Source organism: Richelia sinica FACHB-800, assembly GCF_014698825.1.
Taxonomy (GTDB): domain Bacteria; phylum Cyanobacteriota; class Cyanobacteriia; order Cyanobacteriales; family Nostocaceae; genus FACHB-800.
In genome coordinates, this window is sequence record NZ_JACJTT010000032.1 from 1 (window position 1) to 26,025 (window position 26,025).

General features: G+C 39.3%; 28 protein-coding genes and 1 pseudogene. 14 read left to right on the forward strand and 15 right to left on the reverse strand.

Features of this window, described 5'->3' with window-relative positions:
• Nucleotides 1-42 precede the first annotated feature (42 nt).
• From H6G73_RS18435 to H6G73_RS18445, 3 genes and pseudogenes are all read right to left on the reverse strand, one after another.
• Nucleotides 43-1,440, reverse strand: coding sequence for an ATP-binding protein (locus H6G73_RS18435; protein WP_242034241.1), 1,398 nt, complete (start codon nucleotides 1,438-1,440; stop codon nucleotides 43-45).
• A 236-nt stretch (nucleotides 1,441-1,676) separates the two neighbouring features.
• Nucleotides 1,677-2,186: pseudogene (locus H6G73_RS18440) on the reverse strand (nickel-dependent hydrogenase large subunit); the annotation flags it as partial.
• 129 nt (nucleotides 2,187-2,315) lie between these two features.
• Nucleotides 2,316-3,278: a hydrogenase small subunit gene (locus H6G73_RS18445; RefSeq protein ID WP_190607132.1), complete on the reverse strand. Its 963-nt coding sequence runs from the start codon at nucleotides 3,276-3,278 to the stop codon at nucleotides 2,316-2,318.
• Between the two features lie 378 nt (nucleotides 3,279-3,656).
• Here H6G73_RS18445 and H6G73_RS18450 point away from each other — a divergent pair, with 378 nt between their 5' ends.
• The 6 genes from H6G73_RS18450 (at nucleotide 3,657) to H6G73_RS18475 (ending at nucleotide 8,693) form a co-directional block, all read left to right on the forward strand.
• Nucleotides 3,657-4,670 (forward strand): 3-oxoacyl-[acyl-carrier-protein] synthase III C-terminal domain-containing protein, encoded by a 1,014-nt coding sequence (locus H6G73_RS18450; RefSeq protein WP_190607134.1) that lies wholly within the window; start codon nucleotides 3,657-3,659, stop codon nucleotides 4,668-4,670.
• A gap of 335 nt (nucleotides 4,671-5,005) precedes the next feature.
• Nucleotides 5,006-5,986: a hypothetical protein gene (locus tag H6G73_RS18455; RefSeq protein ID WP_190607136.1), complete on the forward strand. Its 981-nt coding sequence runs from the start codon at nucleotides 5,006-5,008 to the stop codon at nucleotides 5,984-5,986.
• Between the two features lie 28 nt (nucleotides 5,987-6,014).
• Nucleotides 6,015-6,278 (forward strand): hypothetical protein, encoded by a 264-nt coding sequence (locus H6G73_RS18460; protein ID WP_190607138.1) that lies wholly within the window; start codon nucleotides 6,015-6,017, stop codon nucleotides 6,276-6,278.
• A gap of 8 nt (nucleotides 6,279-6,286) precedes the next feature.
• Entirely contained in the window at nucleotides 6,287-6,511 is a 225-nt protein-coding gene (locus tag H6G73_RS18465) for a hypothetical protein (protein ID WP_190607139.1), read from the forward strand.
• Nucleotides 6,512-6,626: 115 nt separating this feature from the next.
• The gene (locus tag H6G73_RS18470) at nucleotides 6,627-7,439 is read left to right on the forward strand and encodes a NifU family protein (RefSeq protein ID WP_190607238.1); all 813 of its coding nucleotides are present in this window, start codon (nucleotides 6,627-6,629) and stop codon (nucleotides 7,437-7,439) included.
• Nucleotides 7,440-7,661: 222 nt separating this feature from the next.
• Nucleotides 7,662-8,693 (forward strand): DNA-methyltransferase, encoded by a 1,032-nt coding sequence (locus H6G73_RS18475; protein WP_199317769.1) that lies wholly within the window; start codon nucleotides 7,662-7,664, stop codon nucleotides 8,691-8,693.
• A gap of 4 nt (nucleotides 8,694-8,697) precedes the next feature.
• On the opposite strand, the gene H6G73_RS18480 is transcribed toward H6G73_RS18475, so the two are convergent.
• Both H6G73_RS18480 and H6G73_RS18485 read right to left on the reverse strand, forming a co-directional pair.
• Nucleotides 8,698-9,276 (reverse strand): restriction endonuclease, encoded by a 579-nt coding sequence (locus H6G73_RS18480; RefSeq protein WP_190607143.1) that lies wholly within the window; start codon nucleotides 9,274-9,276, stop codon nucleotides 8,698-8,700.
• A 98-nt stretch (nucleotides 9,277-9,374) separates the two neighbouring features.
• Nucleotides 9,375-9,623, reverse strand: coding sequence for a helix-turn-helix domain-containing protein (locus tag H6G73_RS18485; RefSeq protein WP_190607145.1), 249 nt, complete (start codon nucleotides 9,621-9,623; stop codon nucleotides 9,375-9,377).
• A 210-nt stretch (nucleotides 9,624-9,833) separates the two neighbouring features.
• On the opposite strand from H6G73_RS18485, the gene H6G73_RS18490 reads away from it, so the two are divergent.
• Nucleotides 9,834-10,271 (forward strand): VOC family protein, encoded by a 438-nt coding sequence (locus H6G73_RS18490; RefSeq protein WP_190607146.1) that lies wholly within the window; start codon nucleotides 9,834-9,836, stop codon nucleotides 10,269-10,271.
• A 1-nt stretch (nucleotide 10,272) separates the two neighbouring features.
• Here H6G73_RS18490 and H6G73_RS18495 read toward each other — a convergent pair whose 3' ends face one another.
• Complete coding sequence (locus H6G73_RS18495; RefSeq protein ID WP_190607148.1) at nucleotides 10,273-10,893, reverse strand: esterase/lipase family protein; 621 nt, start codon at nucleotides 10,891-10,893, stop codon at nucleotides 10,273-10,275.
• A 351-nt stretch (nucleotides 10,894-11,244) separates the two neighbouring features.
• On the opposite strand from H6G73_RS18495, the gene H6G73_RS18500 reads away from it, so the two are divergent.
• Nucleotides 11,245-11,616: a hypothetical protein gene (locus H6G73_RS18500; protein ID WP_190607150.1), complete on the forward strand. Its 372-nt coding sequence runs from the start codon at nucleotides 11,245-11,247 to the stop codon at nucleotides 11,614-11,616.
• A gap of 137 nt (nucleotides 11,617-11,753) precedes the next feature.
• Here H6G73_RS18500 and H6G73_RS18505 read toward each other — a convergent pair whose 3' ends face one another.
• The 5 genes from H6G73_RS18505 to H6G73_RS18525 all read right to left on the reverse strand — a co-directional run bounded on the left by H6G73_RS18505 (nucleotide 11,754) and on the right by H6G73_RS18525 (nucleotide 17,105).
• The gene (locus H6G73_RS18505; RefSeq protein WP_190607152.1) at nucleotides 11,754-12,818 is read right to left on the reverse strand and encodes a tetratricopeptide repeat protein; all 1,065 of its coding nucleotides are present in this window, start codon (nucleotides 12,816-12,818) and stop codon (nucleotides 11,754-11,756) included.
• A 31-nt stretch (nucleotides 12,819-12,849) separates the two neighbouring features.
• A complete protein-coding gene (locus tag H6G73_RS18510) occupies nucleotides 12,850-13,557 on the reverse strand; it encodes a 16S rRNA (uracil(1498)-N(3))-methyltransferase (RefSeq protein WP_190607154.1) in 708 nt (235 codons plus the stop codon).
• A 14-nt stretch (nucleotides 13,558-13,571) separates the two neighbouring features.
• Nucleotides 13,572-14,135 (reverse strand): Uma2 family endonuclease, encoded by a 564-nt coding sequence (locus tag H6G73_RS18515; RefSeq protein ID WP_190607156.1) that lies wholly within the window; start codon nucleotides 14,133-14,135, stop codon nucleotides 13,572-13,574.
• Between the two features lie 147 nt (nucleotides 14,136-14,282).
• On the reverse strand, nucleotides 14,283-16,196 hold the full coding sequence (sir, locus tag H6G73_RS18520; RefSeq protein WP_190607158.1) for a sulfite reductase, ferredoxin dependent: 1,914 nt from the start codon (nucleotides 16,194-16,196) through the stop codon (nucleotides 14,283-14,285).
• Between the two features lie 372 nt (nucleotides 16,197-16,568).
• On the reverse strand, nucleotides 16,569-17,105 hold the full coding sequence (locus H6G73_RS18525) for a hypothetical protein (protein WP_190607160.1): 537 nt from the start codon (nucleotides 17,103-17,105) through the stop codon (nucleotides 16,569-16,571).
• Nucleotides 17,106-17,790: 685 nt separating this feature from the next.
• Here H6G73_RS18525 and H6G73_RS18530 point away from each other — a divergent pair.
• From H6G73_RS18530 to H6G73_RS18540, 3 genes are read left to right on the forward strand one after another with little or no spacing between them, the layout of a single operon-like run.
• Nucleotides 17,791-18,000: a DUF2997 domain-containing protein gene (locus H6G73_RS18530; RefSeq protein ID WP_190607162.1), complete on the forward strand. Its 210-nt coding sequence runs from the start codon at nucleotides 17,791-17,793 to the stop codon at nucleotides 17,998-18,000.
• Between the two features lie 38 nt (nucleotides 18,001-18,038).
• Entirely contained in the window at nucleotides 18,039-18,425 is a 387-nt protein-coding gene (locus H6G73_RS18535; protein WP_190607165.1) for a DUF1257 domain-containing protein, read from the forward strand.
• Nucleotides 18,425-18,880 (forward strand): ferredoxin, encoded by a 456-nt coding sequence (locus H6G73_RS18540; protein ID WP_190607167.1) that lies wholly within the window; start codon nucleotides 18,425-18,427, stop codon nucleotides 18,878-18,880. Before H6G73_RS18535 ends, H6G73_RS18540 begins: the two co-directional genes overlap by 1 nt.
• A 103-nt stretch (nucleotides 18,881-18,983) precedes the next feature.
• Here H6G73_RS18540 and H6G73_RS18545 read toward each other — a convergent pair whose 3' ends face one another.
• Both H6G73_RS18545 and H6G73_RS18550 read right to left on the reverse strand, forming a co-directional pair.
• On the reverse strand, nucleotides 18,984-19,265 hold the full coding sequence (locus tag H6G73_RS18545; RefSeq protein WP_190607169.1) for a YiaA/YiaB family inner membrane protein: 282 nt from the start codon (nucleotides 19,263-19,265) through the stop codon (nucleotides 18,984-18,986).
• Between the two features lie 179 nt (nucleotides 19,266-19,444).
• Nucleotides 19,445-19,639 (reverse strand): hypothetical protein, encoded by a 195-nt coding sequence (locus H6G73_RS18550; protein WP_190607171.1) that lies wholly within the window; start codon nucleotides 19,637-19,639, stop codon nucleotides 19,445-19,447.
• Nucleotides 19,640-19,847: 208 nt separating this feature from the next.
• On the opposite strand from H6G73_RS18550, the gene H6G73_RS18555 reads away from it, so the two are divergent.
• A complete protein-coding gene (locus H6G73_RS18555) occupies nucleotides 19,848-22,007 on the forward strand; it encodes a Tex family protein (protein WP_190607173.1) in 2,160 nt (719 codons plus the stop codon).
• Here the strand turns inward: H6G73_RS18555 and nth are convergent.
• Both nth and rseP read right to left on the reverse strand, forming a co-directional pair.
• A complete protein-coding gene (gene nth / locus H6G73_RS18560) occupies nucleotides 21,997-22,656 on the reverse strand; it encodes an endonuclease III (protein ID WP_190607175.1) in 660 nt (219 codons plus the stop codon). The genes H6G73_RS18555 and nth overlap by 11 nt on opposite strands.
• A 109-nt stretch (nucleotides 22,657-22,765) precedes the next feature.
• The gene (rseP, locus tag H6G73_RS18565; RefSeq protein ID WP_190607177.1) at nucleotides 22,766-23,872 is read right to left on the reverse strand and encodes an RIP metalloprotease RseP; all 1,107 of its coding nucleotides are present in this window, start codon (nucleotides 23,870-23,872) and stop codon (nucleotides 22,766-22,768) included.
• A gap of 173 nt (nucleotides 23,873-24,045) precedes the next feature.
• On the opposite strand from rseP, the gene H6G73_RS18570 reads away from it, so the two are divergent.
• Together H6G73_RS18570 and H6G73_RS18575 are read left to right on the forward strand one after the other, a co-directional pair.
• Nucleotides 24,046-24,333 carry a glutaredoxin family protein gene (locus H6G73_RS18570; RefSeq protein WP_190607179.1) on the forward strand — a complete coding sequence of 96 codons (288 nt, stop codon included), beginning with the start codon at nucleotides 24,046-24,048 and terminating at the stop codon, nucleotides 24,331-24,333.
• 31 nt (nucleotides 24,334-24,364) lie between these two features.
• Nucleotides 24,365-25,843, forward strand: coding sequence for a UDP-N-acetylmuramoyl-L-alanyl-D-glutamate--2,6-diaminopimelate ligase (locus H6G73_RS18575; RefSeq protein ID WP_190607181.1), 1,479 nt, complete (start codon nucleotides 24,365-24,367; stop codon nucleotides 25,841-25,843).
• Nucleotides 25,844-26,025 lie beyond the last annotated feature (182 nt).

Consider the following 26,025-nt stretch of genomic DNA (forward strand, 5'->3'; position numbering starts at 1 on the left):
TGATACTTATTTTCATTAACTCTCTTAGGACTTAAATAAGCTTTAGTTCTTGTGTACTATTTTGGTGGCTTTTTTTGATGTGTGACAGTTAGGGTGCGGAAGGTGGGTTACATCTTTATAACGCAGACATAAATCCATTCTGTCACTACCAATTGCATATTCCCTTTCTAAGATTCCACCACCATTAATAACACGATGTAAAAAAGCCATTAATACGATATGCGGTGCAATTTCATGATAGCCAGTGCTACCTAATAATGGTTCTCCATGCTGTCGCCAAAACTTGAGAAATGCTGTTAATAAAGCATCTATATTTAATTCACCTTCCGCAGTTAACCAAGTCGGTGCAATCATTGGTAAAGAAGCCATAGGTGTTACTGTTAATACTCTGGGTAACACTTCCCGATAAATGGGATTAGCAATAGTTAATCCTCCGTAGGGGTGCATTTTACATAATCCCAAATCAATCACAAATTGAATATCATCATTGGGTATATCCCCCAATTCCAAACCTGCTAACATCGGCTCGATAATTGCTTTTATTCTTGGTTCTCGTAAGCGTTCAGCTAAACTATCCAAATGAGTATCTTGACGAGCAATTAATATTTCCTTTGCTTTTAAAATATGTTCTTTGGTAATCGCAATATTTCTATCTTTAAGCATTTTTTCTACAACTTCTTTAGCAAGAGCATTAACTAACCAAGGTTGTCCTTGGGTTAAATCAAACGCTGTTGCAGTAGCTTCAGGAGTAAAAATTTGTCCTGTTTCTTTTGTATGTTGTTGATATAGTTCTGCCACTTCCACAGCATTAAAATTTCTCAGAGTAATGGAACTGACTTTAATATTAAAAGGACTGGATGTATTTAATCTGTCACTACCACCCGATGCCACCTTATAATCTCGCACATCCCGTAAACCAATTAATCCTACCGATGAAGGAAAATTTTCTGGACGACTGCGATAGCCTTCACGTAACTGTCGTAAAACTGAAATTAATGTTTGGTCTTGTAGGGAATCAATTTCATCTATAAATAATACTATCGGACGATTTATAGCTTTTGACCAAGCTCTTAAATTTTCGCCAATTCTCTGCCCAGGGGCATTATAAACCCAAGTTGGGGGTTGTAGTTCTGGGGGTAAGTTATCCTCAATTGTATTGCGCCAAGTTCCCAAAATCGCTAATTCTGCTGCACTCGGGTCATGATTAAATGCACTTCCCACCTCTACTGATACCATTACTGCTGCATAACGTCCTGTGGCCGTAAGTTGCTGTGCTAGGGCTAACATTGCTGTTGTTTTCCCCGTTTGTCGCGGTGCATGAAGGACAAAATAACTTTCTTGTTCAATCATTACCGATAAGTCGGGGAGACGACTTGTTGCTGAGAGGGTATAGTGTTTTTCAGGTTTACATGGCCCTGCAATATTGAACCAGCGAGACATGGGATTTTGGCAGTTGGCGAACTCTTTGAGTTTAGACGATTTTCGGGTTGGGGTGAGGCAATGTAGGGAAAAATTAGGTAACGCCTGAAAAAACCAAATGACTTTTAGTAGATAAAAATAAATGCACTTATGATATGGCTGAGGTGATTTTATTGCCTAATTTAAGGAAAAGCCAGGGAATAATTAGACATATCCAGAAAAATCCTTACTATATAAGCAATTCCTCAATTGATTTCCATATAACTGCTGTGCGGCCATTGTCCACCCAATAAAGCGTAGATTTCCACAGGTTTGGCGGAAATTGTCACCCCTAACTCATAGGATTTCCCTGTGAAGGCAGCAAAGCGACGACAAGCCTCATCATAGAAATGACTGCGACGATAATTCTTATTAGTTAAATCAATGGCAAACAATCCATAGAAATAGCGAGGAATACTTTGAATTGTTTCTACAATTTGACCTAAGTTTCTCGCCAAAATTGCATTGCGTGGAACTTCTGTACCCCAAGCTGTATCCAATGCCCAAGATGCAGAACTCAAGTGAGAACCACCACAAATACCACAAATTCGTGGCGTAACAATTAACCCGGCTTGAGGATCTTTACCACGCAGAATAATTTCAAAACCGCGAAACAATTCAGCATGAGTCCAGGCATTAGTTACATATCCATTGTCAATTTCCACACGGACATCTAAATCGCCTTCAACTCTACCAACAGGTGCAATATCTAAAGTTTGAATTGGCATAATAATAGGAGTTCAGAAATTCAGAAATATGGCTAACGCCACGCTGCGCGAACAGAAGTATGCCTACGGCACGCTGCGCGAACAGGAGGGAGAAGAGGAAGATAATTTTACTTCCCCAATTCCCAATCTCTAGACCAAGAAAAAGTCTTCGTCTGCCCACTTTGGTGCTGTGTCTTTAGCCACAACTGTGAGGACTGCGTAATCTTTATGGTTGACTCCGGGAGGTAATTCTTTTGGTGCGCCCATAATGGTTTGGGTTTTAAATACTGTTCCCGGTTTGAGGTCATGGAAGGGAAATTCTGGTTCTGTACAGCCAATACAAGGCATCCCTGCACGAGTTTTGGAGGAAACCCGGTTCCACAAAATGCGGTTACAGGAAGAACGGGTCATAGGCCCACGACAGCCCAAGTCGTAGAACAGACAGCCTTTACGTTGACCAAACTCCGCAGTTGTGGCTTTGTAAGCAAAGTGAATATTGCGGGTACAACCTGTTTGGGTAAAGGTGCTAAAGAAGGTTTGGGGACGGTGCAAGTCGTCTAAGGCAATGTCACCAATACGTCCAGTGGCTATTGCCACTAATATTTGTGATATCCAGTCAGGATGGGCTGGACATCCAGGAATATTAATTACAGGTAAGCCAGCTTTGCTGACAAAATCTGCACCTAAGAAACCACCTTTGTCGCGTTTGAGAAATTGTAAACCTTGAGATTCACTAGGGTTAGGTGACATGGCAGGAATACCACCCCAAGTAGCACAGTCACCGATAGCCACTACGAAACTAGCAGCTTTAGCTAAATCGTTTAACCAATCTTTCATTGGTCGGTCTGCAAAGCGGTTCCATTCCCCTGTACCGTTGGGGGCATTAACCACGCTACCTTCAAAGACCAAAATATCCAGGGGAGTTTTACCTAAAGCACATTCCCACAGTAGGGTTTGTAAGTTTGCACCTAATTCCAATCCTAAGGAAGGATGCCAGAGAATTTTAATGCCGAAGTCAGCAATTAGATCACAAGCTGTGGGTTCTTCGGCATTGAGAAATGACATGGTGTTACCTGAACAAGCACCACCTTGCAGCCAGAGTACATTAGTCATTGGCTATGATTTTTCTGTTGTTGATGTGAAGAGAACAACGGGATGATTGCGCCCGTGTTGATAAGGAGATACGCAGAAAAACTAGCAACATGATCAATTTGTCAATTTCTAGTGCTGAGGAATCTTGTAGAGTCTCACCTATTACTCAAGTAATTATATCTTATATTAAATTATTTTTAAATGTTGTTATTTTTTTCATAAAAATTTACTTTTATAAGCTTGTCTTCAGTTTAAGAAAAGCATAAATATGAGGAGCCGGAAGTCAAGAATAACAAGATTCGTTGACATAATTAAGGTAGTTTTGACGCTGTGTCAAATTTTTATCGCAAATCAGAATACTCCAGCAGTATACTGCTGATAATTATTTGTATTGGGAATATGAATCGAGAAACGGTTGGTATTACAGCTATTGGTTACTATATCCCTTCTGGTATTTTAAGTAGTGCAGAAATGTCAAAACTGGCAAATATCCCAGAGTTTGTTTTTACTGAAAAAATTGGTTTGGAGCAAAAACCAATTGCTGCCAGAGATGAACATCCCAGTGACATGGGAATCAAGGCGGCAATTGCTGCGATTGACAAAGCCGGTATTCAACCTAGAGAGGTTGATTTAATTGCCTATTGTGCAGCAGGAGATTATGATTACAGATTTTGGTCACCTGCGGCTAAAATTCAGCAACAAATTGGTGCTGATCAGGCTTTTGCTTTTGAAGTGAGAAATTTCTGTAATAGTGGTAATTTAGGTATACATATCTGTCGCAATATGTTGCTAGCAGACGATGATTTATCTTATGCCTTAGTCGTCTGTAGCGATAAATTATCGATGCTAATAAATTATAACGATCCAAATAGTTTATCTCTATTTATCATGGCTGATGGTGCAGCCGCAGCGATATTGAAAAAAGGAGAGCATAGCAATCAAATATTGGCTTATCACGCTATCACTAATGGTAATTTAGTTGATTGTTTAAAAGTGCCATTAGCAGGGACTAAGTTTCCTATTGGAGATGGAGCATTTAGCCAGGAGCTAAATTACTTAAATATTCATAATCCTCAAGAACTAGAAATGATTTTATCAAAAATATATTTAGAAAATTATCAGCAAGTCATCGAAAAATCATTAGAAAAAAGTGGATATTCTGTAAACGAATTAGATTTTCTCTTAACGAATCAAGTAAAACTCAGTTTGTCTCGGCAGATTTTACAAACTTTAAGTCTACAGGAATGTCAGACGTTTATTTCCTTGCGAAAATACGGACATTTAGGCGCTGTAGATACTTTATTTGGTTTAGCCAAACTCCAAGAAGCTCATAAAATTCAACCAGGAAATAAAGTGGTTTTAGCAAGTAGTGCTGCTGGCTTTTCCTGGGGAGCGTTAACTGTTAAATATTAAAGGTGGTACTTCTTGGTTAAATGGTGATACCAAAATATAGAATTTTTATGAGGAATTAGTTACATTTTACCTCAATATTGGTAATTTTACTCTAGATTTTCTCCAGAGAATGTTTTATCGTAGAAATATTCATCTTTAGCTAAATTTAGCCTCCAGCTAAGTAATTTATTTCTGGGTGTAGTAATCACAAAAAGTGTCAAATTTAGCTGATTTGGTTTGATCATCTGTGATGAAACCATGAACGATAGGGGAATCTGTAAAAACTGAAAAACTGCGTAAATCGGCTTAGTTAATAACCCCAATGGGTGTTGATGACTCCATTCCCCTAGCCAATTATGACTTCTAGTATTACAGATGCAGGTGTGAAGGCAGCCATAGCCGCCATTGCAGACGAGTCAGCAACAGCAGAGGAAAAAATCCAAATGCTGATTGAGATGGCGCAAGGCTTTCAAAAAAAGCCCAAGACTTCCCAGGATTTACGAAATGCTTTAGGGTTGTTTTATCGCGCTTATGAAATGTGTGGTGAAGATTATCCTTTATTGAAAGCGCGGGCTAAGGTGGGAATGGCAGGAAGTTTGCAGATGATTCCTGATGCAGACTCCCAATTACTGCTGCAAGCTAGGGCTGATTATGAGGAAGCTTTGCCAATTCTCCAACAGTTCGCAATACCAGAGGAAGTAGCAGAAGCGCAAATGAATTTGGGGTTAGTGTTACAGTCTCTAGTTCCCTACAATTTAGCGCGAATCACTGATAGTATCCACGCATATCATGAGGCATTGCGGGTGTTTACTTGGCAAGAGTACCCCCAAGAATATGCCATTTTATATAACAATATAGCGATCGCCTATCTGTCCATGCCCATGACCGCGGAACGGGAATCATTGCGTCAAGGGTTAGCTGTACAGTCTTTTGAGGTGGCACTTGAGCATATTACTCTGATTGACCATCCCAGAGAATATGCCATGTTGCAGAACAATTTAGGCAACGCTTTGCAATATTTGGCTAGTACCCATCCTGTGGAGAATAACTTGAGAGCGATCGCAGCCTACGATGAGGCTTTAAAAGTGCGTAACTCTAAAGACACTCCCCTAGAATACGCTAACACAATTTCCAATAAAGCCAACGCCCTCTTCAATCTACCAGACAACATCGAAAAACCTGAATTAGGGAATCCGCAAAACTTATTAAAAGCCAAAGCCTACTATCAAGCAGCTTGGCAAATCTTCACCGAACATGAACAAATAGAACAGGCAGAAATCGTAGGGAAAGCCCTACAAGATGTGGAAGCGGAAATCCAAGCATTTGCTTTGCATTGAACCCAATTTAGGACATAGGACAACAATTATGTTTGATGTTTTCACCAGCCCAGAATTGACTAATCTTCTGCATAGTTTGAACACAGAAATTAACTTGTTCACAGAAATATTTTGGGTAGTGATTGCCACCGTATTATCTATGATTGGTGGGGCAATTGGTGGCATGATTCTTGCAGGTAAAGATATAGGCTATAAATTTGCTGCTACTATTGGTAGCTTATTTGCACCTGCTGGAGTCATTCCTGCACTCATTTTAGGACTATTAATGCTCAACGTCTTATCTAATTTATAGGAGGATATATGTTAGAACTTGGCTGGTTTTCCTTGAAATTATTTCTCAAAGGTAAACTCTTTCGTGACCCCGTACACTTTGTTCGTCAAACCACGGTTGCTAGCGGTGTTGGTACAGTCACATTAGTGTTACTATCTCAAGCAGAAATGCCTCTATGTATCCCCATCACTGTATCTAGTGTAGTTACAGGTGCAATGATGCCATTTCTCCTTCAAAACTTTAGAATGAAATAATTGTAGGGGCGTTTTATCTAGCGTCTTTACAAAGAATATGGCTTTCAATATTTTGTGGGGTGGCTACTTGTCCACCCTCATCAATAAACAAACAGAAATTAATATTTTTGATCACATGAATAACTTAGAAGAACTCGTTCAAGATATTAATCGGTTTGAAGCCATTATTGCTAATTGGGATGAAAGCCAGAGATGTGTGGCTGTAGGATTAAAAAGTGCAATTGAAGCTTTACACAAAGCTGCATTAACCAACTTAATTAAAAGCCTAAAACAAGAAAATTTGTCAGCTTTACGTCATGCCGTAGATGATGAAATTGTCTATGCAGTTTTGTTATATCACAACTTAGTTAAGCCACCATTATCAGAACGTATTCAAACAGCATTGGCGGAAATTCGCCCTAGCTTACAAAGTCATAGTGGAGATGTAGAACTAGTTGCCATTAAACCACCAGACACCGTAGAAATAAAATTAACTGGTACTTGCAGTAATTGTGCTTCTTCCAGTTTAACTTTAACCCAAGGAGTAGAACAAGCAATTAAAAAGCACTGTCCAGAAATTACTAAAATAGTAGCTGTTAATAATACCCTTAGTTCTATATCTTCTGCCATTCCTACAGATACTTATTGGTTGCGTGTTGCCAATATTAATGAAATTTCTGAACATCAGGTATTAGCAGTAAGAATTGAAAATAAAAACATTATATTACATCGGCAAGGTGAGAATATAAGCTGCTATCACAATTCTTGTTCTCACTTAGGTTTTCCCCTAGATAAAGGTAAAGTGGAAAATCGGATCATCACCTGTGCATCTCATCAGTTCCAGTATGATTTAAGGACAGGTGAATGTTTAACTGTACCTGATATTTCTCTACAATCCTATGAGGTTAGGGTTAAAGGTGAAAAGGTTTATGTGAAGGTGCAAAAGTAGAATGTGATCAATAAAAGGATAATTAATTTTATAAACATCTTATAACACTAATTGTGGAAATAAGAGAGTCAAAAAATGAAAATAGATAATATTTTTTTCTAAAAAACCCAAAATGGGTTATACTGTCATCAGTCAAAACTTAATTTCCAAGTAGGTGTATCAGTGAAGACTAATAAAGAGAGTCTACCGTTGAATCAGATTCTCTTAGGTGATTGCTTATCGATGCTTAATAATCTACCAGATGGATGTGTTGACTTAGTTGTATCCTCACCACCTTATAATTTGGGTAAGGAATACGAGTCAAGACAGGCCTTAGAGATTTATTTGGAAGAACAAACAACGATACTGCGCGAATGTAGTCGAGTTCTCAAAAATACAGGTTCACTCTTTTGGCAGGTTGGCGCTTTTTCTGATAAAGGAATGCTGATTCCTCTAGATATTCGCTTTTTTCCGATTCTAGAATCTTGTGGTTTAATTCCTCGTAATCGAATTATATGGGCTAGACAGCATGGGCTTCATGCTCAAAAAAAATTTTCTTGTAGACATGAGACAATTCTCTGGTTTACTAAATCTGATACATATAAGTTTAATTTAGATGCAGTTAGAGTTCCTCAAAAATATCAAAACAAGAAACATTATCGTGGCAGTCGTAAAGGAGAACTTTCGTGCAATCCAGATGGTAAAAACCCTGGTGATATTTGGCTTTTTCGTAATGTTAAACACAACCATGAAGAACAAACTATACATCCCTGCCAATTCCCAGAAGATTTAATAGCGAGAATTGTATTATGTACAACTCAAGCAGGTGATATAGTTTTAGATCCTTATATGGGTTCTGGAACTGTGGCAGTTGTTGCTCAAGATTATGCAAGATATTATATTGGGTCAGAAATAGAGCCAAAATATTATCAAGTATCTCTACGTCGTTTAAATAGACAACCTGATGAAAATGGATATTTTCCCAATTTAAAAACCTTAAGGGATTATGTAGATCAAACTGGTCAACCTATTGAAAAATTTAGATTTGACCTGCAAATAGGTAACAAAGCTTCAGAACGTAGTCAAGCTAAAATCTATCCTGAAGAGTATCATTTACAAGCAATGGAAGAAAGATTAAGCTACGAAGAGGCTGCTTTTGGTGCTAATTTGCGTAATGAAAAAATACCTTTAGACCCAAAAGTTAATGGTAACGGTAAAAAATCACAATCACCAGATACAACAGTCGAACAAATTGAATTAAGACTATGGGAATAAATATTTAATTTTGCAGTAACTGAAGCTTACATCGGCTATTAGGAGACCGTCCAGGCATTATTTCGCATTGTCGAGGCATCCTTGTTTGGACTGTTCTAGAGTATCTTGTAGATGAATATTGACTCCAAACTACAGGTACTGTTGTATTTGCTTGTTCAAATAAACCTATTAATCTGATTGGTATATCAAACACTTGATTCATGACTAACGCTGTTAATTGATTAACAGCCTGTTCATAATAAAGTGTACTATTGGAAGCAGGAAACATCAATGCTTTAGTTACCAGAATTAGTAAATTTGTTGCTTGTCCAGCAAATTCTGTTTTGGCTTTAAAAAATAATTCTGAACGTAATGTATTATTCAATAAATATGGATAGTTAGAAAACTGAATTTCAATAATAATACCAGATTTACCAAAGTCTACCTCTTTTCCTAAAAACCTATATGGTGTAGGGATAGGTAGATTAGGTTGCCAACCAGATTGAATTAAGGCTGCTTTGATATACTCATTTGTCCCTACTGGATCAAAGATGGGATTGCCTTGTATTCCTGCTTGGTCAGATGCTTTAATATGTAATGGCATTTGAGTGAAAATTGCACTGAGCAACTGCCATTGCTGATTGTATAGATTATCAATAATTGTATCAGCTTCATTAAAATCTGTGTACTTAATAAGAATAGCTATTTCTCCTGTTTTGATTCCCTAATTTCTTGGATAAACTTCAATGGATCTATCTCCAAAGCTTCAGCAATTTCCAAAAATTCAATCAAGTCTAAACGACGTTCTCCTCGCTCATATTTTGATACATAGGATTGTGGACGTTGTAACTGATTGGACAATTCGGCTTGAGTGAGATTTGCTTTTTTGCGTGCTGCAATGAGTAGTTTGCGAAATCGATTGTATGCTTCTGTATAAACAGATTTAGGCACTTTAATTTCAGAGAGATTTTGATTAGCGATCGCATATCAACTTTCATCCTAAAACCGAATATAGGATAAACCCAAAATGGGTTTTTAGCCTCAATGTAAATAAAAGTATAAAAAATTACAAATATTAACCCAGAAAAATCACTGTCTAATTGCTATATCTTGGCAGAGTTTGCCAACATTTATAAAGTATGATCTAAAACTCATTCCAATATGAACAAAACCATATTTCACCTAGCTTTCCCAGTCACTGATATTACCCAAACCAAAGCCTTTTATGTTGATGGCTTAGGTTGCATTCCTGGACGGGAAAACCCCCATGCTTTAATTCTCAACCTCTACGGACATCAATTAGTTGCACATACCACTAAAGAACCTCTCACACCTCAACGAGGTATTTATCCCAGACACTTTGGACTAGTTTTTACTTCTGAACAAGATTGGCAAAATTTGTTAGAAAAATCACAAAGTAAACAGCTAGCCTTTCGGGAGGAAGCAAAGGAACGTTTTGTTGGTTCACCTTTAGAACACAGGACTTTCTTTCTAGAAGACCCATTTTATAACTTGATGGAATTTAAGTATTATCGCTATCCAGAATCTATTTTTGGTAACTCAGAGTTTAATCAAATAGGCGATCGCCCTGAACACTGATTCATTCATGATTTTCGGTATCAATTGGCTCTCGCAAAGCCGCTATAACTGCTGACAAGCTTTGGGAATGTATTAACATCCAAGGATGTAGTAATACTGGTACTATAACCTCTTTACCAACAGGCATTTGCGAGCTTTTTGCTGGTACAATCATCAGGTCATAGGGTGTCCAAATAGACGTAAATTTAAGTTGATTTAACATCTGGACATCAGAATTTAAATCTTGTAGCAAAGGACTTTGAGGACGCATTTGCATACATCCAGCTAACCAAGAACCATAAGCAATGACAGTTCCCTGATGTGGTGAGGAAATCGTGACAAACCGTTTGACTCGCTTGATTCCTCCCAAGCGTTGAATATAATAACGACTAACAATTCCCCCCATACTAAAACCCACTATGTCTAATGGTTGGGTTGGGTTAAAAGTAGTCTCAATGTAATCAGCTACTTGTTTTGCTAACTTATCTAGGCACTCAGCCCCATTATTTGGGATTAAATCCAGTGTGTAAACAGTCCAACCTCTTTGTCTCAGTTCAAAAGCCATTTTATTGAAAACAGCCCCTGTGTCATTGATTCCATGAACTAATAAAACTGGATGGCTTTGGTTTTGTACCGTAGTCATTATTTTGATTTGTATAAAATTTCTACCAATCTAGCCGAGTATCCTCTCGATTGATGATGGAGACTAGGACAGTTTTTGAATTCCCCCACGGAATATATTAATTTTTGTTAAGTAAAGTCTCAGAATCTTGCTTATAGTTACAATAAGATTTCATAATGATCACTCAGTGTCCAACAGTAAGAAACGCTGGTCAAAAAAACTGAAAACACTTACCATACCTAATAGTAGGTTAATTAAGTGCGAATAGGCAAAGCGTCCGTATCGGCACTAAGTGGGAAAATAAAATGTAATTTTTGCCGTACAGCTTAATAATTACGGTAACATTCCGAAATATTAACAGGAGAAATTGTCATGTTTGGATTTATCAAAAAACTCTTCGGTGGTATCTTTGGTTTAATCGGTGGCATCCTTGGTTTTATCACTGGACTATTTGGCAAAAAAGGCAATGGCTACTACTTAGAACTGAAAGAAGAAACCACCCCACCACAGCCAGCAGCAAAACCCACACCAGCACCCGCAGCAGCAGCAAAGCCCGCAGCAGCGAAAAAAGCATCAACACCAGCACCCGCACCTGCACCAGCAAAACCCGCACCAAAATTACCTGCGGAAACTGCATTTGCATCTAAATATTTAATTCCTACCTCATCTAATGGTCGTCGTCGTCCTGGTGCAAACATGAGCGTATTTTTAGATATGGCAAGTCAAGTCAAAACTCAAGGTTAATTTTGAGGAATTGGGCATTGGTCAATTGCCGGAGAAATTCAAGTTGCCACGAGAAGATTGTCTGTGAATATGGAATCTTCAATGCAGGCAAAGTAACTAACCCGTGCCCAATTTATTCTTAACTCTTGAAATTCTCATTACTTGAGAAAAACTAAGCTGCTATATAGTTGAAACGCTGAATCCCAAGGAGTCTTTTCACGCCGAAATAGGTGGATATGAGATGTAATTTGATTCAGCAATTCTGTATTATCTAACACTGTTTGACCAAAGGGCGTAAAATCTGACCACAGCTTGACTTTAGGTAATTGAATATCTAACCATTTAGTCAAATTATTCCAGTTGATTCTGATAGTATTTTGACTTGCTTTGCTAATTATTTCTAAGCCATCGTGATAGTTATAGCCATTGTCATAAATTCGCAAAATACAATTCCTCTGTGGCAGATGTAAATCGCAAAACTGGTAATAGTCTTGAGTTTTGGTTTTCCGTTCCAGTTGATGACGAGCATTAACATCTACAACTTGTTCAAAAATTGGTAACATTCCCATTACCTTAGCAGTAACTTCTGACCAGTCAAAAGTTAGGGAACCAAGTTGGTTTTCCTGATTGCAACAGATAACAGTTGCTTTTGGTTGGGCAACAGAAAAGTGTTTGACTTGAAAAACTTGAATTTTTTCAATTTGGGAAATTCTCACCCAAAAGCAGGGAATATTTGCCTGTTGTAATTGATGACCGTAAAATTCCAGTTCGCCTAATTTTCCCAAGCGATAGACTCGCCAACAACGACTAGGAAGTATCAATCTAGCTGTATATGGGTCTATTCCCATAATTTGGGCAAAATTTTGAGCAGCTTTGGTCTTCAGGTCATGACTAATGGGTTTTAATACTAATATACCCAGTTCAGTGTTATTTGGTTCTGCAATGGCTTGAGCGATCGCTCTTTGTTTTTCTTCCTGTTTAATATCATCTAACCGTTGTAAACCTTGTCGTGCTTGGGTGAGAATTTTCGTATTAGTCGTCAACCTCAAGACTTGACGATAAATTTTCTCTGCTGCCAATCTCTTCCCAGACACCTCATACAGCTGACCAAGATAAAATTGCACCAAGGGATTTTCTGGTGCATCTTGCAACAGTTGTTTAATTAATTTAGCCGCAGTTTGATAATCTTTACGTTCAAAAGCGGCATTAACATCTTCAAGCATCACAGACCTGCAAGCCAGGACAATAAATCATTTATACTTCAAAACTGGCAGAAATGAGGGATAATGCCACTATGGGAGCCGTCACAGCCCTAAGAATGCGCCGCCCCAAGTTCACAGGTTGAAATCCAGCGGCTTGTGCTATATTTACCTCACCTTCTGTCCATCCCCCTTCTGGGCCTGTAGCGATGACAATTTCTCCAGAAGTATTGTTGATGAGGGTGTTTAAATGGGGATAATCGCCACGTGCTTCACAAAGATAACGATGGGTAGCTGAACAAGAATTAATTGCATTTGTAAAAGCCACAGGTTCTAAAATAGTGGGGACAAAAGCACGTTCTGATTGTTCAGCAGCTTCCGTCGCTATTCTTTGCCAACGTTCGAGTTTTTGGGGGCTAGGATGAAGTAAAGTGCGATCGCTCAAAACTGGTAAAATACAACCTACTCCCAACTCTGTACAACAACGCACCACATCATCAAAACCATTGCCTTTCGGTAAACCTATCATCAGGGTAATGGCTACAGGTAACTCAGTTTTTACCTCCAGTGGTTCTAAAACCTGCCCTTTTTCCCCTGCTAACTCCGCTAACCACCATTTACCCTGGCCATCCATGGCAATAAACTTTTCCCCTTCCCGCAACCGCAAGACTCGCACTAAATAATGTTGTTGCTGGGGTGTGAATAAAAGTAGGTTTTCTTGGAGTTGGGAAGGTTGAATGGTGATGCGTTGTAGTTGAGACATAATTTGTCTAAATCCTAATTACTCATTTTCAGCCAACCAAAAACTTGAGTAACTGTTAACTCCAATTCTATTCCCGTTAACACTGGCAACTGTCTATCACCTCGCAAAAGTTCTGGTTGTTGATGTGGACGCAAAATTAAAATAGAACGGTCTTCCGGGTCTATCAACCAACCTAATTGACAACCATGATCTAAACAATAAAGAATATTATCTATAACTCGATTAGAACTTTGTTCTGGAGACAAAATTTCAATTGTCCAATCTGGAGAAATGAGAAAATCATTAGGTACTTCTCCGTCAGCAGCAAAGGGGATACGTGACCAGTTAAAAACTGCAATATCAGGTACTATAGAACGAACATCAAAACTACAACGCAATTCAGGAAAAGCATAAGCAATTTTTGCAGTTTCAGCCACATCGTTAATGCTATTGCATAATTTTAACTGTAATCGGCTATGCTTCCCCTTCGGCATTGGTTTTTGAAATATTTCACCATCGATATATTCTCTAGCAGGTGTTATTTCTGGTAGTTTCAGAAACTCATCTAAGGAAAGAGATTGAGTAATTACTGTTGTCATTTTGAAAAAAATCCAACAAATATACAGACAAATAGGATTGCTATAGTAATAGCCCAACCCTCACCTACCTTAATACCTAAGTTTAATCTCACGCAAAAACCCGAAAAACAACTTTGTGTCTTTGCGCCTTTGCGTGAGAATATCCTCTTACAGACTTTGGAAATACTTCTCCAAAGCCTCATTTACCAACTCAGTCATAGGTCGGTCTTGCTTTTCTGCTGCTTCCTTTAGCTGCAAATAAACATCTTCTCGTAAACTCACCCGATGACGAGATTTACCACTACTCGTAGGAGTTCCCGGAGTATAGGTAGATGCAAATTCACGAATAGCATCTAAACCCACCCGGTCGCAAAAATCTCCAAAGCTTTCTTTACCTTTCCGTGATTTCTTAAAGAAGACGAAAATCGGTTCTAAAAAGCTTTCTATGTCATTGTGGTTCAGCTTTTCCACAATAGGTTGTGCCAAGCGGGTTTGGTCTGGGGAACCACCTAACCAAACTTGATAAGCTTCCGGTGCGCTACCGACAAACCCCAATTCTGCCATATAAGGACGAGCACAACCGTTAGGACAGCCAGTCATTCTTACCACAAAATGGTCTTTTTGTAAACCCACTTTATCTAACAGGGTACGAATTCTGTCCAAAATCCCTGGTATTGCTCTTTCTGACTCTGTAATTGCTAAACCACAGGTAGGTAAAGCCGGACAAGCCATGGCATGACGGGTTAAAGCGTCGATTTGGTTGGGGTCAGCAATGACACCGTGTTTATCGAGAATTTCTTGAATTGCTTCTTTGTCTTCCGGTGCAATTTCGTAAAACAGTAAATTTTGATTGGGTGTGAGACGGATGGGTAAATTAAATTGTTCAACTATTGTCCGTAAAGCGGTTTTGAGTTGCAGTGAACCTTCATCTTTCACCCGACCGTTATCAATAGAAATCCCCAAGAACAACTTACCATCGCCTTGTTCATTCCAGCCCAGAAAATCTTGATATTTGAATTTGGGTAAGGTTTTAAATGGTTCGACGGCTTTACCAAAGTATTCTTCAACTTGAGTGCGGAACTTTTCTACGCCCCAATCATTAATTAAATATTTTAATCTGGCGTGTCTTCTGTCGGTGCGATCGCCATAATCTCTCTGAGTCGCTACAATTGCCTTGACGACATCATACACATCATCTTTAGCTACATAGCAAATCGGATCAGCTAATCTGGCAAAGGTTTCTTCCTTGTTATGGGTTCTCCCTAAACCACCACCAGCGAAGACATTAAAACCTTGTAATTCACCTTTTTTATTGGTGATTACCACCAAAGTTAAATCTTGGGAATACAAATCAACGGAATTATCACCGGGAACTGTCACGCAAACTTTAAATTTGCGAGGCATGTAATGAGTACCATAAATTGGTTCCTCACTATCATGAACAATTGTCCCATTTCCGTTGCGTTGTCTCGCTGCTTTTACATCTGGGTGTTCTTCCCCACTAATTGCCTTTTCTCCATCTAACCAAATTTCATAATAAGCACCAGTTTGGGGAGCTAGCAAATCCGCAATATTCTGGGCATATTCCCAGGCATACTGATATTCTGGACGATTTTTAAATGGTGCGGGGGGTGCCATAACGTTGCGGTTAATATCACCACAAGCACCCAAAGTAGAACCCAAGTTATTCACAATTGTAGCGATCGCACTCTTGAGGTTCTTCTTCAAAATCCCATGTAACTGAAAACCCTGGCGTGTCGTTGCTCTTAATGTATGATTACCATATTCATCAGCCAGTTTATCTAAAGCTAAATATAGCTGCGGTGGTACTAACCCACCAGGATTTCTCGTCCGCAGCATCATTTGGTAATCTTTCTCCTGACCCTTGGCACGATTATCACGGTTATCCTGCTGATAGGAACCGTGAAACTTCAGAATCTGTACCGCATCTTCGCTAAAATGGGTTGTATCCTGAAGCAACTCAGTCGCAACGGGTTCACGCAAAAAATTACTATTTTCTTTAATCCCTTCAACTTTAGAAGGTTTACGATTGGCAAGGGGGGAAGGAGCAGATTTAACCATTACAGTAGTATTTTTCTCAATCAGGCGGTAGATTAGGCCGAAGTTAGGAAATTAACCGCACCTGTTCGGCTAGTTTAACCCCGAAAATCCGGTCGGAATTATGAAGATAATGTAATTTTAACACGGTAAGATGCTGGTTTTGTCAGTAAGCTATTACTTGCCAAAACCAGCACTGTTAGTAGATTGGTGTTAGTAATCACAAAATATTTGCGTTTTTCACTGCTGACCTGTGGCTGTGATTATAGTCCATGTCAACAGAGTCTAATAAACAAGATACTTAATTTTAAATCACCAACCTACTGGGTATATTTTATCAGCCTTAGCCTGCAATTATTCTCCTTCCCCAGTTAGCTGACTCTAACTTGATACCTATTACTTGAAGCGGAAGCCAATTCCACCATTGATACTTACAGCAGAAGCAGGACTATCTTCGTAAGCATTGATTCCCAGTTTAGCGTTCGTGTAGACCAAGAAGTTTTTCGCAAATTCCGATTCGACTCCAGCACCAACCACAAAGGAATCTCTATTACCCAAGGGAGTGGATAAACCATTTTTATCTACAAAAGAATAACCACCAGTGATAAAGGCATTGGTTTTATGGGCAATGGGTACATCTAGGGAAACTTCAGGGATAATTGCACTCGTCTGATCATTCCAAAGGACATTACCTCGTGCAGAAAATGGAGTATTCCCCAATTTCAACCGTCCTGTCAGATTTCCACCAACAGAAGGAGCATCATTAGTTTTGCCACCCTCTGTCACACCAGCACTAATACCAGCACCAACATAACTCGCGTCAGTTCCTTTTTGTGTTTCCGCAGCAGCTTTTTCTGCTGATAAAATCATAGGAGAAATTACCAATGCAGATACAGCAGCAATTGTTACATATGCTTTAGTTACAAATTTCATAATATTCACCAGAGTTTAATTTTTTTCCTTTAAATACAAAGTCGTAGCTAATTATTAAAAGTTCCCGTCTTGTGAAAAAATGCTGAACCAATTGTTTGATTTAATGCACACTTTTCTATAGCACCAGCATAAATAATTTGGATATTATAAATACAAAAGCTAGATATTAAATTCCGTATAAAAATCAAAAAAATTAAACAATAGACCTCTGACAACATCCCTTCTTTACCCCTGGAGTGCCTCTGCGTGAAACAAAATAAATAACCAGACCCTCTGAAGAAGTTATAGAATTGATTTTTTATTAGCTCTATCTAAATTTGCTTTTATATTTATAGGCGCTAATCCGAAATCCAATAGTAATGATAAATATTTTCAATAAGCTTTAGTATATTTTTAGATTTTCTTTAGGAAAAAAAATTCCTAAAAGCTTTAAAGGATAAAGGATTCATCCGTTAATAATTCCTCATCCTCTTATCCTTGACTAATTGATAAGGTTAAGAGAAACTTACTAATGATGGATGTGCATACTAATAAGATTAATAATTTTTGTAAAGATTCTGAGATATATATTTTGAAAGATGGAACATTAATGAACAAATGCCAAATTTGTATCTAAGTGTAAGTGTTCCACAGCCTATTTTTTAGCCCGTACAGTTCATAGGTACTATTCTAATTAGCCAAGAGCATGGAAACCTTAGAGTTCGTGATTCATCCAGATGGTCGGGTAGAAGAAAAAGTAACCGGTATTATCGGTGCTTCCTGTGCTGAAGTCACAGCAGCTATAGAAGCCCAGTTAGGACAGGTAGTGAGTCAGCAGTCCACCTCAGAGTTTTTCACCACCAACACGCAACAATCTAGTGTGGTGAATGCGCAAAACGCTTTTAGCGATTGGTAAGTTTTCCCCTTAGTTTATATTTATTGATTTGTACAACCATGTCACACTTTAGCCAAATCAAGACTCAAATCCGTAACCTTCAATCCTTACAAGATGCTTTGAATGACCTGGGTATTGATTGGAAACCAGGGCCAAGAGAAGTACGTGGCTATCGCGGTCAAACCCATCCCGCAGAAGTGACCATTGAGCAAGAAAATGGTTATGACATCGGCTTTAGATGGAATGGTCAAGAATATGAATTGGTAGCTGATTTACAATATTGGCAACAAGATTTGTCTGTAGATGGATTTTTGCGTCAAGTAACTCAGCGTTATGCTTATCAAACAGTGCTAAAAGAAACTGCTAAAGTTGGTTTCCAAGTAGCAGAACAGCAAAAAAATGAAGATGGTTCTATTCGCTTAGTAGTTCAACGCTGGAGTGCGTAATGTCTGAGTCGCTGCCGTCCCTAGAAGCACAAGAATACGAGCGTTCTGGTTTGGAACCGGAGTTAGGCGGTTTATTCAGGGATGAACCAGAACGTTCTGGTTTAGAACCGGAATTAGGCGGCTTGCTGCGGCAGAGGGGCGTGTATGTTGACGAAATTACCTGTATTGGTTGTAAACATTGCGCCCATGTTGCCCGTAATACATTTTATATTGAACCAGATTACGGGCGATCGCGTGTGATTCGCCAAGATGCAGACCCAGAAGAAGTGATTCAAGAGGCCATCGATACCTGTCCAGTTGATTGTATTCATTGGCTTGATTACACTGAACTGAAAAGGGTAGAAGAAGAGCGCAAATACCAAGTTATTCCTGTAGTTGGCTATCCTGTAGAACATGGTGTAGCTGCTACAGAAAAGCGCAGGAAAAAACAAAAGTTAAAAAAGCAATCTAGTTAATAAAATCCGCAAAATAAACGTTATTTCCTTCAGCGCTGGTTTTACTGGCGCTTTTTTGATTGACAGGGACAATGACTGTCCCCATACTATCCATCCTTTACCTTCATTTCAGCAATGGGTCATGTTGGGACAACAACTTCTCAACTTTTGCTTCCTCAATTCTGGCAGTGAGTTTCTTCGTTTCATGTAAATCTCTAGTAGTTTTTGCCAGAGTAAAAGTTGAACCTACAGAAAAAGCTAAACCCATGCCCATAAAGCCTTTTACCCAGTTGTCCACAGGTAAATTGACAATTCCTACAGTGGTCATGGACAGAGACAGGACAAAAGCTGCCCAAGTTTGAATAATCCAAGCAGCACTATCCTTGTGCGGGCTGATAGTTTGCATATTTATCACCTTTCAACAAAATCTTTTAAGCCCATTGTATTCACTAGGGCTGAATGTGGTGAAGGTGACTGTCCACTTCCGCAACCGTACTTACTTATTTTGAACTGGCACAGTCATTATTGATACGGGCATCAATTCATGGGCTGTTCTCTGTGATTAATTTAGGAGAGAGTAATGATTTAAAACTTTTTACTGCTGAATAATACCAACAGCAACATCAATACTTGTATTTGCCAAGGGGCGATGATCAAACTGATAATAAAACCTATCCCTGTCATGATCCCGGCGATGTAACCTATTTCGTCATGACTTTTTTTAAATAAATAGGTAGTTGCTAAACCAGTACCCAATGTAATTAAGAAAAACAAAGGCATGGTGAATAACCTCTGAACTTTGCTCCAAGTTTGAATAGGGAAAAATGATAATTTTCTTGGTGAAACTGATTTTACACCCAGCTAAGAAGGGGGTGTAACCGTGATGCTGGGAAATAATCTGGTAATTTAGCTTAACATCATATGCTGAGAGCAAGAATATGATTTAGCATATTACCTCTAGGAGTCGCATTTTCCACGGAAATAGCCAATGTCCAACATTCCTCAATTAATAGCAACTGAACTAAATCTGCGAATCACTCAGGTGCAAAACGCCTTAGAACTTTTGGCAGAGGGTGCGACAATTCCCTTTATTGCCCGTTACCGCAAAGAACGCACTGGTGAGATGAATGAAGTGCAATTGCGCGATTTATCGGATAGGTATACTTACTTAACCGAATTGGCAGAAAGGAAGACAGTAATTTTAAATGCGATCGCTCAACAAGATAAACTAACAGACGAACTGAAAGCCAAAATCGAATCTTGTTTACAAAAAACAGAACTTGAGGATTTATACTTACCCTATAAACCTAAGCGGCGTACTCGCGCGACTATTGCTAGGGAAAAAGGATTAGAACCTTTAGCAGCTTTTATTAAAACGCTAAATGTAAAAAATGGCATTTCTACTTCCTTAGAAGCCGCAGCGGCAGAATATATTTCGGAAGAAAAAGGCGTAAAAACTGCTGAAGAAGCCCTCAAGGGTGCATCTGACATCTTAGCGGAAGAAGTAGCAGAAAAAGCTGAATTACGAGCTTATTTACGAGATTTTTTATTAGAATCAGGGCTGTTTGTTTCTCGCATCAAAGATGAACATCCTGAAGGTACAACAAAGTTTGAAATGTACCGTAACTATCAAATAAAGGTGAAAAATATTGCCCCCCATAATCTACTGGCATTATGTCGGGGGGAAAATGAGTCGATTTTAACCTTTGATGTTGCCTTTGATGAAGATTTTGTTTTGTCTTATTTAGAGTCTCACGAAATTAAAACCAAAGTACGTGCGGTTCGGGATTTTTATCAAGGAATGTTAAAAGATGCCTTTAACCGCTTAATGAAAACATCTTTAATTAGCGAAGTAATTGCCGAAAAGAAAAATTTTGCGGATATAGAATCCATTAAAACCTTTGAAACCAATTTACGAGAATTGCTGTTATCTGCACCCGCAGGTATGAAACCAACTTTAGCCATTGACCCAGGCTTTAGAACTGGTTGTAAAGTTGCGATTTTGGATGAGACGGGTAAATTTTTAGAATATCAAGCAGTCTTCCCACATCAAGCAGCAGAACAACGTCTCAAAGCTGCCCAAACTATCAAGAATTTAATTACCAAATATCAGATTCAATTAATCGCGATTGGTAATGGTACTGCTTCCCGTGAAACAGATGAATTTGTGACGGAAGTTTTACAAACATTAGAAAAAAAACCGATTAAAGTCATCGTCAATGAATCTGGTGCCTCTATATATTCTGCTAGCAAAGTGGCATTAGAAGAGTTTCCTGATTTAGATGTGACTGTCCGTGGTGCTATTAGTATTGGTCGCAGATTACAAGACCCTTTAGCGGAATTAGTGAAGATTGACCCTAAGTCTATTGGTGTAGGGCAATATCAACATGATGTTGACCAAAAACTACTCAAGAAAAAGTTAGATGAAACTGTAGAAAGTTGTGTAAATTATGTCGGCGTAGATTTAAACACAGCTTCTAAAGAATTACTTACTTTTGTGTCAGGAATTACGCCAACAGTTGCTAATAATATTATTGCGTATCGTAATCAAAATGGTGCTTTTAAAAACCGCAGACAACTGTTGAAGGTAGCGAAACTAGGGCCAAAAGCCTTTGAACAAGCAGCTGGTTTTTTGCGGATTCGTAGTGGTGATAACCCACTAGATAATACTGCTGTTCATCCTGAAAGTTATGGAGTAGTAGAAGCTATTGCCAAAGATTTAGGTGTGGGTTTAAATCAAGTCACCCAAATTGCCGAAAAGTTGCAAAAAACCAATTTGCAAAAGTATGTCACCGATACCATTGGTGAACCCACATTACGGGATATTCTCAAGGAATTAGAAAAGCCGGGAAGAGACCCCCGTGCTGAATTTAAATACGCTACGTTCAAGGAAGGAATCAAAGAAATTCGTGATTTAACAGTGGGAATGGAATTAGAAGGAATTATTACTAATGTTGCCAACTTTGGGGCATTTGTGGATATTGGTGTCCATCAAGATGGTTTAGTGCATATTTCCCAATTGGCTGATCGATTTGTGGATGACCCGAAGAAAATTGTCAAAGTGGGACAAGTGGTAAAAGTTCGAGTATTAGAAGTAAATGAAAAATTAAAACGCATTGGTTTAGGAATGAAAGGAGTCAAGCAGTAGTCTTCGTTAAAATCATGGGACACAAATCAGCTAACTGACAATTTTGACATTCAGGAGAACGGGCTTTACACACAGCCCGACCATGATAAATTAAGCGAATTGACCAATTTTCCCAATCTGGTTGGGGTAATAACTGCATTAAATCTTTTTCAATGCCAATGGGTTCTGTATGCTTAGTTAAACCTAAACGTTGACTCAAGCGTTTAACGTGGGTATCTACTGTGACTCCAGCATTGATACCATAGGCATGGGCTAAAACCACATTGGCAGTTTTTCTAGCTACCCCTGGTAGTTTTAATAATTCCTCCATTTGATTAGGCACAACCGAGTTAAAATCACTGACTATCATGCGACATGCCGCTTGAATGTTCTTCGCTTTATTACGATAAAAACCTGTGGAACGCACCAATGCTTCTAACTCGGATAAATCAGCATTAGCTAAACTTGCCGCATCAGGAAAGCGACTAAATAAGGCTGGTGTGACTTTATTCACCCGTTCATCTGTACATTGGGCAGAAAGAATAGTCGCTACTAGCAGTTGTACGGTGGTGGAATAATTTAAAGAACAAGTTGCATCTGGATAGAGATGTTTAAGTTTTTCGAGAATTGCTAAAGCTCGTTGTTTTTTGGATAAGGATTTACGAGTCAATCAAGTTGTGGGGATGAATTTACTACTGTGAATCTAGGCACTGGCAATATTTTTAGATTGAGGATTTTGATTTTTGCAGATGAAATCAAAAATCCCAAATCTAAGAGTATTACTGGAATAACTTCTGTATCCAATCTAATTGAGTAGTTTCCTTGACAATGAGGAAAATTCCCAATCCTAACAGAAATACTAAACCAGTTTGCATCACACCATCCTGAATTTTGGCAGGTAAGGGTTTACCAAGCAAACCTTCAATGAGGAGAAAGGCTAATTGTCCACCATCTAAAGCGGGTAAAGGCAGAATATTAATAACTGCCAAATTAATGCTAATAATGGCGGCAAAAGACAACAAATTTTTGCTATCATCAGCAGCTAATTTAGCGCCAATTTTGACAATATTCACTGGGCCAGAAACTTGACCAACAGTTTGCTGGAAATTGGTGACTAACTGACCAAAACCTTGGAGTGTACCAACGCATAATTGCTGAAATCTATTGGCAGCTATGCTGGCAATTTCGATGGGGTTGGGATGACGATAAACAGGTTTACCGTTGGCACCAAGCACTGGTTTGCTATTGGGGAAAAGGTTAATGCCAACAAAGCCTTTGCCGTCCTTTCCTTGTTTTGGTGTTAATTGCTGCGATAATTGCTGATTTTGACGCTTAATGGTTAATTCTAATGGCTGGTTGGGATGATTTTGAATTTCCTTGGTCAGCAAAACAATAGATTGATCAGAAGCGGGGATTTTCTGACCATTCACAGCCAAAATAATATCACCCTCTCTGATTCCGGCTTGATAAGCCACAGATTGCTCATTGACGGGTATAACCAGGACTCCTGGTTGATAATCTAGTTGGGGAAGACCTACCAGACCCAATTGCACCACGAGCATGAAATAAGCAAAGATTAAATTGGCGATGACTCCAGCACTAATGACGATCGCCCGATCTAAAATAGGCCGATTACGCAGCAGATTTGGGTCATTGGGGGGAATATCGCTATCTGGGTCATCATCGGGAAAGCCAACAAACCCACCTAAAGGAAAAGCGCGGATAGCATATTCAGTTTGTGTTCCTTGGTACTTCCAAATTACAGGGCCAAAACCCAAAGAAAAGCGGTTAACATAAATGCCTTGAGAACGTGCGGCTATAAAATGTCCAAACTCGTGTACCAAGATCAGAACAGCCAAGACTGCGATCGCTGCTAAAACTGACATAGAGCAAGTTAGTCAAAAATATTGAGATATATTTCTTTATTGTAGTTTGGGAATGGGTGTAGAGGCTCACAGGATTCGATCAAATCAACTATTTACCAGTTGGGCCTTGGTCTATACCCTCCTCGACATTGGGTCTATATGATTAACTTAGGGGCAAAATAGGGATGAAACAAATGCGATTGATTTTATTTAGTAAACCCGGTTGCCATTTATGTGAAGGTCTGCAAGAAAAGCTAGAACAAATCCAAAGTCTGAAATTTGAGTTGGAAATTCGTGACATTACCACTCGTGAAGATTGGTTTGCAGCTTATCAGTACGAAATACCCGTCCTGTACCTGTTAGAGGACGGTGCAGAAGCCGCAAAACCTATTCCCCGTCCTTCTCCCCGTGCCAGTGTCAAGCAATTGGAACAAATGTTGTGTAAATATATGTCCAATTCAGAAAAAAATCATGCAGAATAGGCGCAAGGTAAGCTTGTGTGAGGTGCAGTATATGAAACTAAGGGAATTACTAGCTGCGGTAGAAGGTGTAGAACATACGGGTGCTGGGGATGTGGAAGTTAAGGGTATTAAAACCAATTCTCATGCTTGCGGTGCGGGAGATTTATTTATTGGGATGCCAGGGACTAGGGTAGATGGGGGTGAATTTTGGCCAAGTGCTTTAGCTTCCGGGGCAGTTGCGGCTATTGTTTCACCCCAAGCTGTCCAGAAAAATCCCCCAGCTGCCACAGATGTGGTGATTAGTGCTGATAATATCAATAAAGCCTGTGCCCAAGTTTCCGCAGCTTTTTACGGTTATCCAGGGCAAAAGTTAAAAATGGTGGGTGTGACCGGTACGAATGGTAAAACCACCACAACTCACTTGATTGAATATTTTCTCACCCAAGCTCATCTGTCTACAGCTTTGTTGGGAACTCTCTATACCCGTTGGCCTGGTTTTTCCCAAACTGCTGCCTTTACTACTCCCTTTGCGGTGGAACTACAACAGCGTTTAGCAGAAGCAGTAGACGCTGGTTGTGAATATGGAGTGATGGAAGTTAGTTCCCACGCTTTAGCACAGGGTAGAGTTGGGGGTTGTCAGTTTGAAGTAGCTGTATTTAGCAATCTCACCCAAGACCACCTTGATTATCACAAAGATATGGAGGATTATTTTGGGGCGAAGGCGTTGTTATTTAGCCCTGATTATCTTCAAGGTAGGGCAATTATTAATGCTGAGGATGCCTACGGCAAGCGGTTAATTGCTGGCCTGGGGAAAGAAAGAGTTTGGAGTTACAGCGTTAATGATAGTAATGCTGACTTTTGGATGAGTGATTTAAATTATCAACCCAATGGTGTGAGTGGAATTCTCCATACTCCTAAAGGTGATGTGGCGTTTCGTTCCCCCCTGGTTGGGCAATATAATTTAGAAAATCTGTTAGCGGCTGTTGGTGCTGTTGTACATTTGGGACTAGATTTACAGGTAGTAGCCGATGCTATTCCTGAGTTTCCTGGTGTACCGGGAAGAATGGAAAGAGTACAAATTAGTCCTGACCAAGATATTAGCGTGATTGTGGACTATGCCCACACTCCTGACAGTTTGGAGAACTTGCTTAAGGCTGCCCGGCCGTTTATCCCCGGTAAAATGATTTGTGTGTTTGGTTGTGGAGGCGATCGCGATCGCACCAAACGTCCGAAAATGGGTAAAATAGCGGCGGAGTTAGCAGATTTAGCGGTAGTTACATCAGATAATCCTCGGACTGAAGACCCAGAAAAGATACTGCAAGATGTTTTGGCTGGTATACCTGAAACTGTGGAACCGATGGTAATATGCGATCGCGCTACAGCTATTCGCACAGCCATTTTACAAGCCAAACCCGGTGATGGTGTATTACTAGCAGGTAAAGGTCACGAAGATTACCAAATTCTCGGCACTGAAAAAATCCACTTTGACGACAGAGAACAAGCGCGAGAAGCTTTACAGTCTAGATCGTAGAGAAAAACTTAGGTAGCTTAACTATTTTCAAAATATAGGGGCAATTCTATGCCCCTATTCTTAAATTTGAGGCATTTTTATATCAAAATTTTTTTGTTGCACGCAGAGACGCAGAGACGCAGAGAAGAGAACACAAAGAATTACTCATCATATCTTTTTCCCGGTTTTCTACTTCTCTATCA

Excerpts from the sequence above, each read along its gene's own strand:
- H6G73_RS18435 (WP_242034241.1), bottom strand. The coding sequence starts at position 1,440 with ATGTCTCGCTGGTTCAATATTGCAGGGCCATGTAAACCTGAAAAACAC.
- H6G73_RS18445 (WP_190607132.1), bottom strand. The coding sequence starts at position 3,278 with ATGACTAATGTACTCTGGCTGCAAGGTGGTGCTTGTTCAGGTAACACC.
- H6G73_RS18450 (WP_190607134.1), top strand. The coding sequence starts at position 3,657 with ATGAATCGAGAAACGGTTGGTATTACAGCTATTGGTTACTATATCCCT.
- H6G73_RS18455 (WP_190607136.1), top strand. The coding sequence starts at position 5,006 with ATGACTTCTAGTATTACAGATGCAGGTGTGAAGGCAGCCATAGCCGCC.
- H6G73_RS18460 (WP_190607138.1), top strand. The coding sequence starts at position 6,015 with ATGTTTGATGTTTTCACCAGCCCAGAATTGACTAATCTTCTGCATAGT.
- H6G73_RS18465 (WP_190607139.1), top strand. The coding sequence starts at position 6,287 with ATGTTAGAACTTGGCTGGTTTTCCTTGAAATTATTTCTCAAAGGTAAA.
- H6G73_RS18470 (WP_190607238.1), top strand. The coding sequence starts at position 6,627 with ATGAATAACTTAGAAGAACTCGTTCAAGATATTAATCGGTTTGAAGCC.
- H6G73_RS18475 (WP_199317769.1), top strand. The coding sequence starts at position 7,662 with ATGCTTAATAATCTACCAGATGGATGTGTTGACTTAGTTGTATCCTCA.
- H6G73_RS18480 (WP_190607143.1), bottom strand. The coding sequence starts at position 9,276 with ATGCCATTACATATTAAAGCATCTGACCAAGCAGGAATACAAGGCAAT.
- H6G73_RS18490 (WP_190607146.1), top strand. The coding sequence starts at position 9,834 with ATGAACAAAACCATATTTCACCTAGCTTTCCCAGTCACTGATATTACC.
- H6G73_RS18495 (WP_190607148.1), bottom strand. The coding sequence starts at position 10,893 with ATGACTACGGTACAAAACCAAAGCCATCCAGTTTTATTAGTTCATGGA.
- H6G73_RS18500 (WP_190607150.1), top strand. The coding sequence starts at position 11,245 with ATGTTTGGATTTATCAAAAAACTCTTCGGTGGTATCTTTGGTTTAATC.
- H6G73_RS18505 (WP_190607152.1), bottom strand. The coding sequence starts at position 12,818 with ATGCTTGAAGATGTTAATGCCGCTTTTGAACGTAAAGATTATCAAACT.
- H6G73_RS18510 (WP_190607154.1), bottom strand. The coding sequence starts at position 13,557 with ATGTCTCAACTACAACGCATCACCATTCAACCTTCCCAACTCCAAGAA.
- H6G73_RS18515 (WP_190607156.1), bottom strand. The coding sequence starts at position 14,135 with ATGACAACAGTAATTACTCAATCTCTTTCCTTAGATGAGTTTCTGAAA.
- sir (WP_190607158.1), bottom strand. The coding sequence starts at position 16,196 with ATGGTTAAATCTGCTCCTTCCCCCCTTGCCAATCGTAAACCTTCTAAA.
- H6G73_RS18525 (WP_190607160.1), bottom strand. The coding sequence starts at position 17,105 with ATGAAATTTGTAACTAAAGCATATGTAACAATTGCTGCTGTATCTGCA.
- H6G73_RS18530 (WP_190607162.1), top strand. The coding sequence starts at position 17,791 with ATGGAAACCTTAGAGTTCGTGATTCATCCAGATGGTCGGGTAGAAGAA.
- H6G73_RS18535 (WP_190607165.1), top strand. The coding sequence starts at position 18,039 with ATGTCACACTTTAGCCAAATCAAGACTCAAATCCGTAACCTTCAATCC.
- H6G73_RS18540 (WP_190607167.1), top strand. The coding sequence starts at position 18,425 with ATGTCTGAGTCGCTGCCGTCCCTAGAAGCACAAGAATACGAGCGTTCT.
- H6G73_RS18545 (WP_190607169.1), bottom strand. The coding sequence starts at position 19,265 with ATGCAAACTATCAGCCCGCACAAGGATAGTGCTGCTTGGATTATTCAA.
- H6G73_RS18550 (WP_190607171.1), bottom strand. The coding sequence starts at position 19,639 with ATGCCTTTGTTTTTCTTAATTACATTGGGTACTGGTTTAGCAACTACC.
- H6G73_RS18555 (WP_190607173.1), top strand. The coding sequence starts at position 19,848 with ATGTCCAACATTCCTCAATTAATAGCAACTGAACTAAATCTGCGAATC.
- rseP (WP_190607177.1), bottom strand. The coding sequence starts at position 23,872 with ATGTCAGTTTTAGCAGCGATCGCAGTCTTGGCTGTTCTGATCTTGGTA.
- H6G73_RS18570 (WP_190607179.1), top strand. The coding sequence starts at position 24,046 with ATGCGATTGATTTTATTTAGTAAACCCGGTTGCCATTTATGTGAAGGT.
- H6G73_RS18575 (WP_190607181.1), top strand. The coding sequence starts at position 24,365 with ATGAAACTAAGGGAATTACTAGCTGCGGTAGAAGGTGTAGAACATACG.